The organism is Streptacidiphilus jeojiensis, from assembly GCF_042510965.1.
GTDB lineage: Bacteria > Actinomycetota > Actinomycetes > Streptomycetales > Streptomycetaceae > Streptacidiphilus > Streptacidiphilus jeojiensis.
Map to the genome: position 1 here is coordinate 46,214 of NZ_JBEUKS010000021.1, position 14,052 is coordinate 60,265.

Genomic DNA, 14,052 nt, shown 5'->3' on the forward strand with positions numbered 1-14,052 from the left:
CACACCCGACACCAGACAGCAAGGGAACCCTCCATGTCCCGCATATCCCGTACCGGCAGGGGAACCGCCCTGCTCGCCGCGGCCACCGCCGTGGCGGCCCTGGCCGGCTGTTCGTCCTCCAGCACCTCCGGCAGCAGCACCGGCGGTGCCGCCGGGGGCGGCAAGACCACCATCAGCTTCATGCAGATCATGGGTACCGGCACGCAGAAGTCCACGCTGGTCAAGCTGACCGACGACTTCGAGAAGGCCAACCCGGACGTCACCGTCAACCTGGAGTACGAGCCCGACTACGGCACCCTGCTGGCCAAGGAGACCGCCGCGGTCGCCGCCCACAACGCCCCCACCATCGGCCAGGCGTACGAGAGCTGGGCCGCGACCTTCGCCAACGCCAAGGCCATCCTGCCGGTCAGCACGTACGCGGGCAGCGACACCCCGGCCGGGCTCTCCGACTTCTACACCGGTGTGCAGAACGACCTGAAGCTGCCCGACGGCAAGCTGTGGATGTGGCCGTTCAACAAGAGCGTCCAGGTGCTCTTCTACAACCAGGACATGCTGAAGGCCAAGGGCCTGACCGCGCCCACCACCTGGACCCAGTTCGCCACCGAGGCCAAGGCCGTCTCCGGCAACGGCGTCACCGCGATCAGCGTGGACCCGGGCTCCACCGCCTCCGGCGTCGGCGGCGGCACCGTGCTGTTCCAGGCGCTCGCCGCGGCCAACGGCACCCCGGACTTCGCCAAGGACGGCACCCCGCAGCTCAACAGCGCCGCCGCGGTCCAGTCGCTGGCCTACCTCGCCGACCTGAAGAAGTCCGGTGCGCTCGCGGTCGGCACCAACTACCCGGGCGAGACCGCGCTGGGCGCCAAGAAGGGCGCCTTCGACATGAGCAGTGCGGCCGGCTACTACTACGAGAACCAGGCGGTGGGCGGCAAGTTCACGCTGGGCACCGAGGTGCTGCCGACCGGCAGCTCCGGTCCGTCCAACATCATGACCGGTACCAACCTGGTGATGTTCGCCAGCGCCAGTGCCGCCCAGCAGAAGGCCGGCTGGGCCTACATGCAGTTCCTGGCCTCCGCCTCCAGCCAGGCGCAGTGGTCCAGCAGCACCGGCTACCTCCCGGTGACCAGCAAGGCGCTGCCGCTGATGAGCAGCTTCCTGGCGAAGAACCCCTACATGAACACCGCGGTCGCCGCGCTGGAGTACGCCGTCGCCGAGCCGCCCTACTCCTGGGTCGCCAAGGCGGAGGACGAGGAGATCGTCGCCGTCCAGGACGTGCTGGAGAAGGGCGCCGACCCCAAGACGGCGCTGGACACCGCCCAGACCGCGGCGCTCGCCGACCAGAAGGCCGCCCAGTGACGACCCTGCTCCAGCCCGAGGTGCGGCACCGGAACTCCTTCCGGCGCCGCGCCTCGGCGCGCACGGCCCTGAGCCGGACCCTGGCGGTGGTCATCGGCCTGCTCTTCCTGGTGCCCTTCTACTACGTCGTGGTCACTTCGCTGAACTCGGCGGGCCGGTCCAGCTCGGTCTCGGACATCCTGCTGCCGCACTGGCAGTGGGGGAACTACGCCCGCGCCTGGGCGGCGGCGCCCTGGCCGCGGCTGTTCCTGAACACCCTGCTGATCGCGGGCGCCACGGTGCTGCTGGCGCTGGCGACCTCGCTGCTGGCCGGCTTCGCCTTCGGAGTGATGCGGTTCAGGGGCCGGGGGTTGCTGTTCGGCCTGGTCCTGGCGGTACTGATGGTCCCCAGTACGGTGCTGATCATTCCCGACTACATGATCGCCAATGACATCCACTGGCTGGACACCTACTGGATCCAGATCGTGCCCTGGGGTGCCAGCGTCTTCGGCATCTTCCTGGTCCGCCAGTTCTTCCTGGGCCTGCCCCAGGAGCTGTTCGACGCGGCCGAGTTGGACGGTGCCGGGCGGCTGCGGATGCTCTGGTCGGTCGGGATGCCGATGGTCCGGCCCGCACTGCTGATCATCGCCCTCAATGTCTTCATGGCGAGCTGGAACAGCTTCCTGTGGCCGTTCATCATGACCCAGAACCCGGACGTCCAGCCGGTCGAGGTCGGCCTGGCCGCCTTCGCCGGGGTCGACGGCACCGACTACCCGGCGCTCTCCGCCGCGGTGGTCTTCACCACGGTGCCGGTGCTGGGCTTCTTCCTGGTGCTGCAGCGCCACTTCATCACCGGTGCGATGTCCGCCGCCGGGGGTGTCCGTGGCTGAGGTGACATCATCCCTGGCGCCGTCCCCGCTGCCGCCCCCGTTGCTGGTCACCGACTTCGACGGGACGCTGTACCGCGGCGACGACCCGATCCGGCACTACGCCCGGCGCGCAGCACGGGAGTTGGCGCCGGACCGGCGCCGGATCGTGCTCGACGGCGTTGACCAGTACCTGGCCATGGGCGCGGCGGCCTCGGCGGTGCCGGAGGCGATCGACGGCTGGGAGGCCGTGATGCTGCTGGCGCGGCGCCTCGGGGTGGACCCCGACGCACTGCAGGCCGCCTTCACCGACACCAGGGTGCATATGCTCAGCGAGGCCTGCTCGCTCGAAGTCCCGTCCGGTTATGCGGAGTTGCTCCAGCAGCTGCGGGCCGGGGGAGTGCGGGTGGTGCTGGCCACCAACAGCCCCGCCGCAGGGCTGGACCCGCTGTTGCGCCGGCTGGACCTGCTGCCGCTGGTCGACGAGGTGGTGGCCGGCACCGGGAAGCCCGCGGGGCTGCGCCGGCTGCTGCAACGCGAACTCGGCGGCGCGGGCGCGGTGGGAGCCGCGGGGCTCGCTCCCGAGCGGGTCCTCGTCATCGGCGACCACTGGCGCAACGACATCGAGCCCGGCACCGACATCGGGGCCTTCGGCGCCTACATCGACCGCTTCGGCCGCGCGGACGGCCCGGCCGACGCGACGGCCACCACGGTGGAGGGGTTGCTCGAACCGATCAGGAAGTGGGAGGCCACGGCCGTCCCGACCACCGCCCCGGCTGCCCCCACCACCCCTGCACCACTGCTCAAAGCCCTTCCTTCTGAAACGAGTTGACACATGGTCACCATCAAGTTCTGGGGTGGCCTCGGCGTCATCGGCGGAAGCAAGATCATGGTCGAGGACGGCGGCCACCGGGTGCTGCTCGACATCGGCCTGGACATCCCCAGCGGGCGGGACCCGTTCCGGCTGCCGGTCCGGACCAGGCCGGGCCGTGAGCTCGCCGACCGGCTGCGGCTGAACACCGCCCCGCACATCCCGGGCCTGTTCGACCCGGCGGCGCTCGACCCGGGATCCCCGCTCGGCGAACCCACCGGGGAGACCGCGGTGTTCGTCAGCCACCCGCACATCGACCACTGCGGGTTGGCCGGCTTCGTCCGCGACGACGTCCCGGTCCACGCCCACACCGACGCCGTGGACCTGCTGAAGGCGCTGGACGCCACCGGCAGCGGCCTGGCCGGCGGTGACCCGGACTGGCGGCGGCTCACCGACGGGCAGCGCACCGAGGTCGGACCGATGCAGGTCGAGTGCGTCGCCGTGGACCACGACGTCCCCGGCGCCTCCGGCTACCTGGTCCGCACCAGCGCCGGGACCCTGGCGTTCACCGGCGACATCCGGTTCCACGGCCACCACCCGGAACGCGCCTGGGAGTTCGTGGACCGCGCCGCCGACTGCGACGTGCTGGCCACCGAGGGCACCACCCTCGGCTGGGACATGAGCGGCCCGCTGCGGGACGAGTCCGACGTCGAACGCGACTTCGCCGCCGCCCTGGAGCAGACCCCCGGCCTGGTGCTGCTGTCCGCCTACCCGCGCGACCGGGACCGGGTCCGGGCCTTCACCGGCATCGCCGAGGCCGCTGGGCGCTCGATCGTCTGGACCGAGCCGGTCGCCGCGTTCCTGCGGCTGATCGGGGTCGACGGGGTGTACTCGGCCGCCGAGGTCCCGCTCTCCGACATCCGGACCGCCCCCGGCCGGTACGTGGTGGTGCCGGACCCGGACGACCTGCCGTCGCTGCTGGACCTGCCGGTCGGCGAGGGCTGCCCGGCCGCCGTGTTCGTCCACGCCAACGGCGAGCCACTGGGGCCCTTCGAGCCCCGCTGGGAGCCGTTCACCGACTGGCTGAAGGCCCTGGACATCCCGCTGCGGCAGATCGGCTGCTCCGGGCACGCCAGCCAGGACCACCTGCACCGGATGCTGGAGCGGATGCGGCCCCGGGTGGTCTTCCCGATCCACACCACCGCGCCGACCCGGCTGCACCCGCCGCTGGGCATCACCCGGGTCGTCGCCGAGTACGCGAGCCGCTACGACTTCGCGGGCGGCGAGGCGATGGGGTGATGCCCGGCGGCGCGGGCTGCGCCCGGGCGGGGGTCAGTGCTTCTTGGCCGTCCGGAGCTTCTTGACTGTCCGGGGCTTCTTGACCGCTGCGGGCTTCTTCTGTGCCGCCGGCTTCCCGGCCGCTGTGGTCTGCTTGGCGGCCGCCGCAGCCGCGGCCGCCTCGGCGACGGAGTGCTGGAGGAGGTAGTCGACCGTCGGGACGGTGCCGGCCACCCCGTCCGGGACCATGAACGGCGAGGTGCGGTAGCGGCCGCCGACGACCACGCTCGGCATCTCGTGCACGTCGTACTTCTCCCGGAGCGCCGGGGCGGCCTGGGTCTCCTGCTGGACCTCGGGCGAGTTCCAGGCGGCCAGCAGCTGGGTGGAGTCGACGCCCTGCATGTCGGCCCAGTTGCTCAGGGTGTCCGGCTGGGTGAGGTCCCAGTGCTCGTCCCGGACGGCGTGGAAGACCGCCTGCTCCAGCCGGTCCTCCAGCCCCAGCCTGTCCAGGGCGTAGTAGAGCCGGGCGTAGGCCATCTCCTGGGGCTGGTCCGGCCACGCCGCCGGGATGTGCCGGATGGTCACCGGCGGGTCCTGCCGCGCGGCCCAGTCCCGCAGCGGCTGGGCCAGCTGGTAGGAGTGGGCGCAGTTGAACCAGAACACCTCCACCACCTCGCGCGGCGAGGCCGGCACCGGGTGGGCGAGCTGCTGGTACTGGACGCCCGCGACCGGAGCGGTCCCGGCGGCGGCCCCGGCCGGGGCCTGCAGGCCGAGCAGCACGACGGAGGCGCAGAGCGCCGCCAGGGCGCGCAGCAGCGGCGTACGCCGGCCTGACGGGTGCGGGCGACGTGACGGGTGCGGGCGACGGAGGGACGTGGCGAAGGGCGTGGACGTCGTCATACCCGCACCCTGACAATCCGACGGGCCGGACCGCGGCGGACACGGCGGTGCGCCGGGTGCATTCCCCCGTACGGGCGCGCGCTGCGCCGTCCGCGTCAGCTCGTACGGGTGACCGCACGGCTCGCACGGGTGCCCGCGCCGGACCGTGCCCCGGAGCCCGTCCCGGACGCAGAGGACCCGCCTGCGCGGGGTGGCGCGGGCGGGTCCGGGGGCTCGGGAAGGCCGACGGGCGTCAGCCGGTGGTGCTGGAGCTGGTGGTGGCCGGGACCACGATGTGGTAGGTCCACCAGTCGAAGCGCATGCCGAAGGCGATGAACAGGCCGATGACGCCGAGCACCAGTCCGCCCCAGGCGACGGCCTTGACCCAGTTCGGGAGCGGGCGGACGGTGAGGTAGCGCCCGGAGAACAGCACCAGCCCGGCCACGACCAGGGCGATGGTGGCGACCAGGCCGTTGATCTCGGCGACCTTGTGCCAGGGGCCGGTGTAGCCCTCGGCCAGCTGGGTGGCGGTGCTCTTGCCGGTGGCGCTGACCTGGGACTGGAGCTGGGCCTGCGCGAGCAGGATGTTGCCGAACCAGGTGCCGGTGACCGAGGCGAGGCCCAGGGCGGCCGCCGCTATGGACATGGCACCGGAGGCGATCCCCTTGGAGACGCCGCCGGAGGCGAGGTCCTCGAGCTCGTCGTCGGAGAGGTCCTCCAGGTCCTTGTCCTCGGGGCTGAGGACGGTGTTGGGGCGGGGCGACCAGGTCTTGGACTCGGGCTCGGCGGCCTCCGTCTCCTTTTCCTTGTCGTCCTTGCTCAGGATCAGCGTCGCAGGGGACTCGACCGCAGGTGAGTCGTCCTCACGGGGGTCGGAGGGCTGCGGGATGTCGGTGGGCTTGGGAGTGGGCATGGCGGCACCCTAGTGATGTTTTGTGAAAACCGGATGAACCTTCCAAGGTTTCCTCATAGGCAAGGAACCGCTGGTCGGCACCGTGCGGCCGGGTCGGCGCAGGTCGGTACGGGTGCGCTCCTGTCCGGCTCCGCCAGCTATTCGGGTCATGTGTTGTACGAAATCGACCCCTGGTTGGTGGGGGTCGCCCTCGTAGGGTCGAAGGGTGGGCTGGTCCGCCTCCTCAGCGGCGGGCCGTTCCCGAGAGACTTGGAGTTTCCTGAGATGGTGGTTCTGCGATGACCGAGCAGGGTGTGGCGCGTCCGACCGGCCTGACCGGTGGCGACAGCCGGGGACGGGTCGCCGAGCTGCAGGCCATCCGGGAGCAGGTGCTGGCGGGGCCGAGCGAGCGGGCCACCGAGGCGCAGCACGCCAAGGGCAAGCTGACCGCCCGGGAGCGGATCGCACTGCTGCTGGACGACGGCTCCTTCAACGAGGTCGAGCCGCTGCGCCGGCACCGGGCCACCGGGTTCGGCCTGGAGGCGAAGAAGCCCTACAGCGACGGTGTGATCACCGGCTGGGGTTCGGTGCACGGCCGCCCGGTCTTCGTCTACGCCCATGACTTCCGGATCTTCGGTGGAGCGCTGGGCGAGGCCCATGCGCAGAAGATCCACAAGATCATGGACATGGCCATCGCCGCCGGCGCCCCGCTGGTCTCGCTGAACGACGGGGCCGGGGCGCGGATCCAGGAGGGCGTCACCGCGCTGGCCGGCTACGGCGGGATCTTCCAGCGCAACACCCGGGCCTCGGGAGTGATCCCGCAGATCAGCGTGATGCTCGGCCCGTGCGCCGGCGGCGCGGCCTACAGCCCGGCGCTGACGGACTTCGTGTTCATGGTCCGGGAGACCTCGCAGATGTTCATCACCGGACCGGACGTGGTCCAGGCGGTGACCGGCGAGAAGATCACCCAGAACGGGCTGGGCGGCGCGGACGTGCACTCCGAGATCTCGGGTGTCTCGCACTTCGCCTACGACGACGAGCGCAGCTGCCTGGAGGAGGTCCGGTTCCTGCTGTCGATGCTGCCGCAGAACAATCGGGAGACCCCGCCGGTGGAGATCACCGAGGACCGGGCCGACCGGCGCTGCGAGGCGCTGCTGGACCTGGTCCCGGCCGACGGCAACCGCCCGTACGACATGCGCAAGGTGATCGAGGAGATCGCCGACGACGGCCAGTACATGGAGATCCACGAGCGCTGGGCCACCAACGTCATCGTGGCGCTGACCCGGATGGACGGCCAGGTGGTCGGGATCGTGGCGAACCAGCCGCAGTCCCTGGCCGGGGTGCTGGACATCCACGCGTCGGAGAAGGCCGCGCGCTTCGTGCAGATGTGCGACGCCTTCAACATCCCGCTGATCACGCTGCTGGACGTGCCGGGCTTCTTGCCCGGCGTCGACCAGGAGCACGGCGGCATCATCCGCCACGGCGCCAAGCTGCTGTACGCGTACTGCAACGCCACGGTGCCGCGGATCCAGCTGATCCTGCGCAAGGCCTACGGCGGCGCCTACATCGTGATGGACTCGCGCTCGGTCGGCGCGGACCTCTCCTACGCCTGGCCGACCAACGAGATCGCGGTCATGGGCGCGGAGGGCGCGGCCAACGTCATCTTCCGCCGCCAGATCGCCGAGGCCGACGACCCCGAGGCGATGCGCGCCCAGATGGTGAAGCAGTACAAGGACGAGCTGATGCACCCCTACTACGCCGCCGAGCGCGGTCTGGTGGACGACGTCATCGACCCGGCCGAGACCCGCCATGTGCTGATCCGCGCGCTGCACATGCTGCGCAGCAAGCACGCCGACCTTCCCGCCCGCAAGCACGGCAACCCGCCCCAGTAACCGGAGGCACCCGCCATGACCACCGTCCTCGAACCCGCCACCCTTCCGGCCACGACGCAGGCCGCCGCGCCGGTCGACCCGCTGGTGCGCGTCGTCAAGGGCACCCTCGCCGACGAGGAGCTCGCCGCACTGACCGCGGTCCTGCTGGCCCGTGCCGCCGCCACCTCGTCCAGGTCCGCCGGGTCCGCCAAGGGCGCCGCGGGGAGCCGGACGCAGGCGCAGTGGCAGCGACCCGAACGCCGTCCGAGCTACAACTCGCCGGTCAGCTGGCACCGCTGACGGTATCCCCGTCATCAGGTGGCTCGGTCACCAGGTCGTCAGGTCGTCAGGTCATGACGGTGGGCGGAACCCCTCGGGGTCCCGCCCACCGTCATCTGCTTGCCGGGTGGTTCATCCGTCAGCAGGCGCCGTTGTCGGTCCAGACGCCGGCGGATCCGCCCGGGATGTCGCCGTAGGTCCACCACTTGGCGGTCCAGGAGTGGCCGTTGTAGGTGACCGTGTTGCCCTGGGTGTAGGTGGCGGTGGCGCTCCAGGCCGCTGCGGTGCAGCTGCCGCCGGTCGGTGCCGCGGTCGTCGGAGCGGCGGTCGTCGGTGCCGCCGTGGTGGGCGCGGCGGTGGTCGGCGTGCTGGTGGGGGGAGTCGCGCCGGCGAACTGCACGCTGTACTTGGTGAAGTCCCAGGCCCCCTGCGTCACGCTGCTGCAGGTGCCGGAGGTCTGGCCGTTGTTGTCGGCCGGGGTGCACTGGCGGTCCCGGTTCACCGACCAGTTGGTGTAGCGGGCCAGGCCGTTGCTGGTGGCGAAGTTCAGCACCGACTGGAAGTCGGACTGGTAGAAGTACTCGCCGCTGTCGCTGCGGCCGTTCATCATCGAGATGCCCTCGTGGGCGTACGCGGTGGCGGAGCTCCAGCCGAAGGTGCTCATCAGCAGGGAGTTGAACGCCTGCAGCGCCGAGATCTGCGAGGCCGCGCCGTTGAAGCCGCCGTCGAACGGCATGATGGAGAAGTTGTTCGGGGTGAAGCCGTCCGTCTTGGCCTGGTTGAGCATCTGCGTGCCGAACCAGCCGGTGCCCGCGGCGGTGCCGGCGGTGGTGATGGAGATGTACAGGCCGGGGTTGTTCTGCTGCAGGATCTGCGCGGCGCCGATCTCGTTGGCCACGGCGGCCGTGTTCTCGTACTCCGGCTCCTCCAGGTCGAAGTCCATGGCGTGCAGCCCGTACTTGGTGATGACCTGCTGGTACGCGGCGGCCGTCGCGGCCGGGGTGCCGCAGGTCTGGCCGAGCTTGGTGCCGCCGTAACCACCGATGGAGACGGAGACGTCGCCGCCGGCGGCGCGGATGCTGCTGATCGTCGAGGCGACGGCGGTGTCGGAGGAGACCGGGGCGGTGCCGCCCCAGGTCGGGGTGCAGCCGCCGCCGCTGGGGGCGAGGATGAAGGCGAGCTGGAAGGCCTTGAGACCGGTCGCGTTCATCACGTCGACCGGGTTCGGCGGGTTGTTGTCCAGCGGCATCAGATAGGGCGCTGCGGCGTACCAGTTGCTGCTGAGCGCAGTCGTGGCGGCGGGGGTGACGCTCGCCTGGGCACTGCTGCCGCCGATCGCGACCATCGCGGTGGCGGCGAGCCCGGCCGCGGCGACCGCGGCGAGGACTCGGGAAGAGGATGTGCGGAACACCTGGGCTCCTCGTGGGGGAGAGGAAGGGAAGGTCTGTACCAGTGCCCACACTGCTGGAGATGTCCACCAGTCGTCAATAGGGTGGCCTAGACCTAGGACTAGACCAATGTTCCCTTAAGACACGGCGCCGACCTCGGCCTGCCGCCTCAGCCCGCGAGCACCATGGCGACCGTCGCACCCCTGCGGAACGTCCCGTCGCGCAGGCCCGTGAAGATGCCGTGCAGCGCCTTGGCCTCGTAGCTGAGGTCCAGTGAGATCCCGTGCCTGGCACGGAAGTCATCGGCGAAGGCCTGCAGTTCCGGGGTGCTGCGGCCGTAGCCGCCGAAGGTGTGGCCGGTGTCGATCCGCCAGTTCCCGGAGTGCCGGCCGAAGGCCGCGAGCTGCAGTGCCGCCGTCTCCACGGTCAGCGGTGCGTGCCCCAACGCCGCATAGCCGATCGCTTGCTGACGTGGCGTCAGTCCGGCCGCCAATCCGGCCAGGGTTCCGCCGGTGCCCACCGAGACGCAGACCAACTCCGCCTCGGACTCCGCCAGTTCCCGCCCCAGCGGCAGGCAGCCGCGCACCCCGGCGGCGTTGCTGCCGCCCTCGGGGACCACCAGGGCCGGTCCGTGCCGGTCCTGCAGCTCCGCCAGCACCTCGGCGGACATCCGGCGCCGCCAGGTGCCCCGGTCCATGAAGTCCAGCTCCATGCCCCAGGCCGAGGCCTGGGCCAGCGACGGGTTGAGCGGCCGGTCGGCCAGCTCGTCCCCGCGCACCACCCCGATCGTGCGCAGCCCGGCCTCCCGTCCGGCCGCCGCGGTCGCCCGCAGGTGGTTGGAGTAGGCGCCGCCGAAGGTGAGCACGGTGTCCAGACCGGCCGCCCGTGCCTCGTCGAGGTTGGGCATGAGCTTGCGCCACTTGTTGCCGGGGACGGAGGGGTGCAGCAGGTCGTCGCGCTTCAGCAGCAGCCGGACCCCGGCGGCCGACAGTCGCTCGTCCGCGAGGGGCTGCAGCGGGGAGGGCGGTCGTCCGGGGCCGGTGGGGTTGGTGGGGCCTGTGGGGTTGGCAGGACCAGTGGGGCTGGCAGGGCCGGTGGGATCGGTGGGGCTCACCCCAGCAGTCCGTACGCCTGCGCGATCAGCTCGTAGGAGTGATGCCGTGCCTCATGGCCGTGGATGTTGCTGGTGATCATCAGCTCGTCCGCCCCGGTGCGCTTGCGCAGCTCCAGCAGTCCGTCCCGGACCTGGTCCGGATCGCCCAGGACCACGTTCGACAGCCAGGCGTCGAGGAACTCGCGCTCGGCCGGGGCGTACGGGTGCGCCTCGGCCTCCTCGGGCGTCGGCACCAGCGCCGGCTGCCCGCGGCGCAGCCGCAGCATCGCCAGCGCGCCGGATCCGGCCAGCCGCCGTGCCTGCTGCTCGGTGTCCGCCGCCACGGCGCCCACCCCGATCAGGGTGTACGGCTCGGCCAGCACCTCGGAGGGCCGGAAGGAGTCGCGGTACAGCTCCAGCGCGGGGACGGTGTTCCCGGCGCTGAAGTGGTGCGCGAAGGCGAAGGGCAGACCGAGCCGCCCGGCCAGCTGCGCGCTGAAGCCGGACGAGCCGAGGAGCCAGATCGGCGGGCGGCCCCCGCCCGGGGCGCTCGCCTCGCCGGGCACGGCGCGCAGCCGCTGGTACGGGTGGCCGGCCGGGAAGTCGGCGTCCAGGAACCGGGTCAGCTCGCTGAGCTGCAGCGGGAACTCGTCGGCGGTCTCGTCCAGCACCCCGCGCCGCAGCGCCCTGGCCGTCGCCGGGTCGGTGCCCGGCGCCCGGCCGAGGCCGAGGTCGATCCGCCCGGGGTGCAGCGCGTGCAGGGTGCCGAACTGCTCGGCGATCACCAGCGGCGCGTGGTTGGGCAGCATCACACCGCCGGAGCCCAGCCGGATGGTGCTGGTCGCGGCGGCCAGATGGGCCAGCAGCACGGCGGGCGCGGAGCTGGCGACGCCCGGCATGCCGTGGTGCTCGGCGACCCAGAAGCGGTGGAACCCCCAGTCCTCGGCCTTGCGGGCGAGCTCGGTGGTGGCGGTCAGCGCCTGGGTGGGGGTGTAGCCGTCGCCGACGGTGGCCAGGTCCAGAATCGACAGCGGGGTCTCGGCACGCCCGTGCGGTCGCCCGGGGATCTGGGCGGCGAGGGGGGCGACTGACGGCTCCGGCTGCTGACTCACTGCGGTGCTCCTACGGCTGCGGCGACGGCTATGGCTACTGCTATGGCTACGGCGGGTGACGGTGTACGGCTGCGTTCCGTGGGCGGTCCGCCTGCTGACCTAGCCGGCGGACTGACTGTGGACTGCCTCCGTAGGGGCAACCCGTACCCCGCCGCCTCTGTTCCCGTACTGCTACAGACGCGGATGTTCAGCCGCCGCCCGAGCGGGGGATGCAGCCGCCATGGACGAGTGGCGCACCACCACCAGCCTTCCCGAGGACCTGCTGCTGCTCTGTGCCGACCCCGGCACCGGGCGGATCCGCCAGCCCGGCGAGTTCCGCTACGCCCTGGCCGGCGCGGCCCTCGCGGAGCTGCTGGCGGCGCAGGCGGCGGTGCTGGAGGGCAACGGCCGGCTGGTGCTGCTGCGCGGCGCTCCGCTGGGGCACCCGGGCCTGGACGCGGTGGCCGCAGCCCTGGCGGGCCCGGCCGCGCCCCCGCGCGGGGCACGGCTGCGCACCTGCGTGAACCGGGCGGGACGGATCCGGTCCAAGGTGTACCTGGAGGTCATGGCCAAGGCCGGGCTGGTGGACCGGCGCCGCCGTAAAGTACTCGGCCTGATCCCGTTCGACGAGTACACGGTGATCGACAGCACCATCGCCGCCGCCCGGCGGGCACTGGTCGCCGACGCGGTCGACAACGGAAACGCCCCGGCCCGCTCGCTCCAGCTCGCGGCCTTGGCCCATGCTGGCGAGCTCACCGGCCGCCTCTACCCGGGCCCGGTCGCCAACCGCACCGCCCGCCGCCGCCTGGCCGACCTGGCCCGCCTCGACCCCGTCGCCTCCGCGGCCCACGCGGCAGTCCGAGCAGCGAAGAGCGCCCAGTCCTCCGGAGGCTGACCGGCCCGGTCCCCGACCGTCGGCCACCCGGTGGTCCGAAGCACCCCCGCAGGTCAGGTAGTATTTCTGTCGTGCCCAGGCAAGAGCGCAAGCAACGGCCGCAGGCACTAGGCGCCGCTAGCTCAGTTGGTTAGAGCAGCTGACTCTTAATCAGCGGGTCCGGGGTTCGAGTCCCTGGCGGCGCACAAGCTTCAAATAGCAGTCCTGAAAAGGCGGTCGACCCTTCACGGGTCGGCCGCCTTTTGCGTTGTCTGGTCTGTGATGGGTGTGGGGTGGGGGCCTGATGGGGCGACTGGTACTGCTGTCCGCGCGACTGCGGGTGCACTGACGTGCTGGGTCAGGCTTCGCGGGCCTGCTGCAGGGGTCGGGTCTCGGCGGCCGGGGGTAGTCCGGGTGCTGTCGCCTGCTGGTTCCGGGGACCTGGCATCCGGCTGCGCGGATGAGGGCGGCGCTCCGGCGCACGGGCGCTTCCAGGCGCTGGAGATCGGGGTCAGCAGCACTGCCAGGTGAGCTTGGCTTCCTCGAATCGCCGGGCGGCGAGGTCCTCGGGGCGGATGAGCCAGTAGAGGGTGCCGCAGTCGCCCCACATCATCTTGGCGTCCGCGTCGGTGTCGATCTGGGCGAGCAGGACCCACCGTTGTGCTTCCTCGTCCAGTCTCGGATCGGTCCACCGGGTCTTTGGTCCGAGGATGGCGTGGGCGATCTCGTACTCGACGGGGCCTTGCACGGGGCAGGCATGGCCGCCGACCTGGTGGCCGATGGTGGTGTTGCCGTTGCAGAGGGCGTCCATGAACGCCTTGACGTGGGGCGGGATCGCGCGGGGATCCAGCGGTGCGTTGCCGTCCGTCAGGGTCGCCAGGGAGCGGGGATGCCAGGGGTCTGGGATGCTGCATCGCGTGGCGGCGGTCAGGCTGACGCACGGATAGGGCTCCAGCCCGGTCGGGGTGGCTGCCGTGGCGGTCTCCGTGCCTTCGGGGACGTAGAGGACGCGGGCGCCGGCCCAGGTCTCGGCGTCGGCTACCCAGACCATGGCGTCCCCGTCGTCTATCTGACCGTCGAAGAAGAACAACAGGGTGCCGCTCTCGGGGAAGGCAGGATCCACTCCATCGCGGGGTAGAACAGCGCAGTCGATGGAGGCGATGAACGACAGCGGGCCGTGGTCTGGCCACTCCGGCCACGTCGTGTCTGCGGGCAGCAGCGGCTCGCCGCCCAACTGCGCCGCTGTCGGCTCGGCTCCCGAAGCCTTTAGCAGGCGGACGCACGGCCGAAGGAGCGCGGTCCACTGTGCCGCGGCGTCGGTCGGCAGGTGCTCGGCGGCCAAAGCCTCATAGGCCCGAAGAGATGTGGTCACGGCGCTGATGATGCCGGACGGCACCG

General features: G+C 71.6%; 13 protein-coding genes and 1 tRNA gene. 8 read left to right on the top strand and 6 right to left on the bottom strand.

The features are described from left to right. Positions 1–33 precede the first annotated feature (33 nt). The 4 genes from ABUW04_RS37855 to ABUW04_RS37870 are packed head-to-tail and all read left to right on the top strand — an operon-like array spanning position 34 to position 4,308. Entirely contained in the window at positions 34–1,353 is a 1,320-nt protein-coding gene (locus tag ABUW04_RS37855) for an extracellular solute-binding protein (RefSeq protein ID WP_030260408.1), read from the top strand. Then, complete coding sequence (locus tag ABUW04_RS37860; RefSeq protein WP_198037578.1) at positions 1,350–2,222, top strand: carbohydrate ABC transporter permease; 873 nt, start codon at positions 1,350–1,352, stop codon at positions 2,220–2,222. The genes ABUW04_RS37855 and ABUW04_RS37860 overlap by 4 nt, the downstream gene beginning before the upstream one ends. After that, complete coding sequence (locus tag ABUW04_RS37865) at positions 2,215–3,030, top strand: HAD family hydrolase (protein WP_380568834.1); 816 nt, start codon at positions 2,215–2,217, stop codon at positions 3,028–3,030. The genes ABUW04_RS37860 and ABUW04_RS37865 overlap by 8 nt, the downstream gene beginning before the upstream one ends. Before the next feature lie 3 nt (positions 3,031–3,033). Continuing rightward, complete coding sequence (locus tag ABUW04_RS37870) at positions 3,034–4,308, top strand: MBL fold metallo-hydrolase (protein WP_380568835.1); 1,275 nt, start codon at positions 3,034–3,036, stop codon at positions 4,306–4,308. Positions 4,309–4,341: 33 nt separating this feature from the next. Here ABUW04_RS37870 and ABUW04_RS37875 read toward each other — a convergent pair whose 3' ends face one another. After that, positions 4,342–5,187, bottom strand: a complete 846-nt coding sequence (locus tag ABUW04_RS37875; RefSeq protein WP_380568836.1) for a thiol:disulfide interchange protein DsbA/DsbL — start codon at positions 5,185–5,187, stop codon at positions 4,342–4,344. 232 nt (positions 5,188–5,419) lie between these two features. Further along, positions 5,420–6,079 carry a hypothetical protein gene (locus tag ABUW04_RS37880; RefSeq protein ID WP_380568837.1) on the bottom strand — a complete coding sequence of 220 codons (660 nt, stop codon included), beginning with the start codon at positions 6,077–6,079 and terminating at the stop codon, positions 5,420–5,422. 278 nt (positions 6,080–6,357) lie between these two features. Here ABUW04_RS37880 and ABUW04_RS37885 point away from each other — a divergent pair, with 278 nt between their 5' ends. Continuing rightward, complete coding sequence (locus tag ABUW04_RS37885; RefSeq protein ID WP_030260396.1) at positions 6,358–7,950, top strand: acyl-CoA carboxylase subunit beta; 1,593 nt, start codon at positions 6,358–6,360, stop codon at positions 7,948–7,950. Positions 7,951–7,965: 15 nt separating this feature from the next. After that, on the top strand, positions 7,966–8,229 hold the full coding sequence (locus ABUW04_RS37890) for an acyl-CoA carboxylase epsilon subunit (RefSeq protein ID WP_051726091.1): 264 nt from the start codon (positions 7,966–7,968) through the stop codon (positions 8,227–8,229). Positions 8,230–8,347: 118 nt separating this feature from the next. Here the strand turns inward: ABUW04_RS37890 and ABUW04_RS37895 are convergent, their stop codons facing one another. The 3 genes from ABUW04_RS37895 to ABUW04_RS37905 form a co-directional block, all read right to left on the bottom strand. Further along, positions 8,348–9,553, bottom strand: coding sequence for a carbohydrate-binding protein (locus tag ABUW04_RS37895; RefSeq protein ID WP_084715109.1), 1,206 nt, complete (start codon positions 9,551–9,553; stop codon positions 8,348–8,350). Positions 9,554–9,765: 212 nt separating this feature from the next. Then, positions 9,766–10,710 (bottom strand): 1-aminocyclopropane-1-carboxylate deaminase/D-cysteine desulfhydrase, encoded by a 945-nt coding sequence (locus ABUW04_RS37900; protein WP_380568838.1) that lies wholly within the window; start codon positions 10,708–10,710, stop codon positions 9,766–9,768. Continuing rightward, positions 10,707–11,801 (bottom strand): LLM class flavin-dependent oxidoreductase, encoded by a 1,095-nt coding sequence (locus tag ABUW04_RS37905; RefSeq protein WP_380568839.1) that lies wholly within the window; start codon positions 11,799–11,801, stop codon positions 10,707–10,709. Before ABUW04_RS37905 ends, ABUW04_RS37900 begins: the two co-directional genes overlap by 4 nt. 220 nt (positions 11,802–12,021) lie before the next feature. Between ABUW04_RS37905 and ABUW04_RS37910 the strand changes: the two genes are divergently transcribed. Together ABUW04_RS37910 and ABUW04_RS37915 are read left to right on the top strand one after the other, a co-directional pair. Continuing rightward, positions 12,022–12,675, top strand: coding sequence for a GOLPH3/VPS74 family protein (locus ABUW04_RS37910; RefSeq protein ID WP_380568840.1), 654 nt, complete (start codon positions 12,022–12,024; stop codon positions 12,673–12,675). A gap of 111 nt (positions 12,676–12,786) precedes the next feature. Continuing rightward, a tRNA-Lys gene (locus tag ABUW04_RS37915) sits at positions 12,787–12,860 on the top strand. Between the two features lie 305 nt (positions 12,861–13,165). Here ABUW04_RS37915 and ABUW04_RS37920 read toward each other — a convergent pair. Next, on the bottom strand, positions 13,166–14,050 hold the full coding sequence (locus tag ABUW04_RS37920; RefSeq protein WP_380568841.1) for a YwqG family protein: 885 nt from the start codon (positions 14,048–14,050) through the stop codon (positions 13,166–13,168). Positions 14,051–14,052: the final 2 nt, after the last annotated feature.

Coding starts and splice junctions, on each gene's coding strand:
- ABUW04_RS37870 (WP_380568835.1), top strand. CDS start 3,034: ATGGTCACCATCAAGTTCTGGGGTGGCCTCGGCGTCATCGGCGGAAGC.
- ABUW04_RS37910 (WP_380568840.1), top strand. CDS start 12,022: ATGGACGAGTGGCGCACCACCACCAGCCTTCCCGAGGACCTGCTGCTG.
- ABUW04_RS37895 (WP_084715109.1), bottom strand. CDS start 9,553: ATGGTCGCGATCGGCGGCAGCAGTGCCCAGGCGAGCGTCACCCCCGCC.
- ABUW04_RS37880 (WP_380568837.1), bottom strand. CDS start 6,079: ATGCCCACTCCCAAGCCCACCGACATCCCGCAGCCCTCCGACCCCCGT.
- ABUW04_RS37855 (WP_030260408.1), top strand. CDS start 34: ATGTCCCGCATATCCCGTACCGGCAGGGGAACCGCCCTGCTCGCCGCG.
- ABUW04_RS37890 (WP_051726091.1), top strand. CDS start 7,966: ATGACCACCGTCCTCGAACCCGCCACCCTTCCGGCCACGACGCAGGCC.
- ABUW04_RS37885 (WP_030260396.1), top strand. CDS start 6,358: ATGACCGAGCAGGGTGTGGCGCGTCCGACCGGCCTGACCGGTGGCGAC.
- ABUW04_RS37875 (WP_380568836.1), bottom strand. CDS start 5,187: ATGACGACGTCCACGCCCTTCGCCACGTCCCTCCGTCGCCCGCACCCG.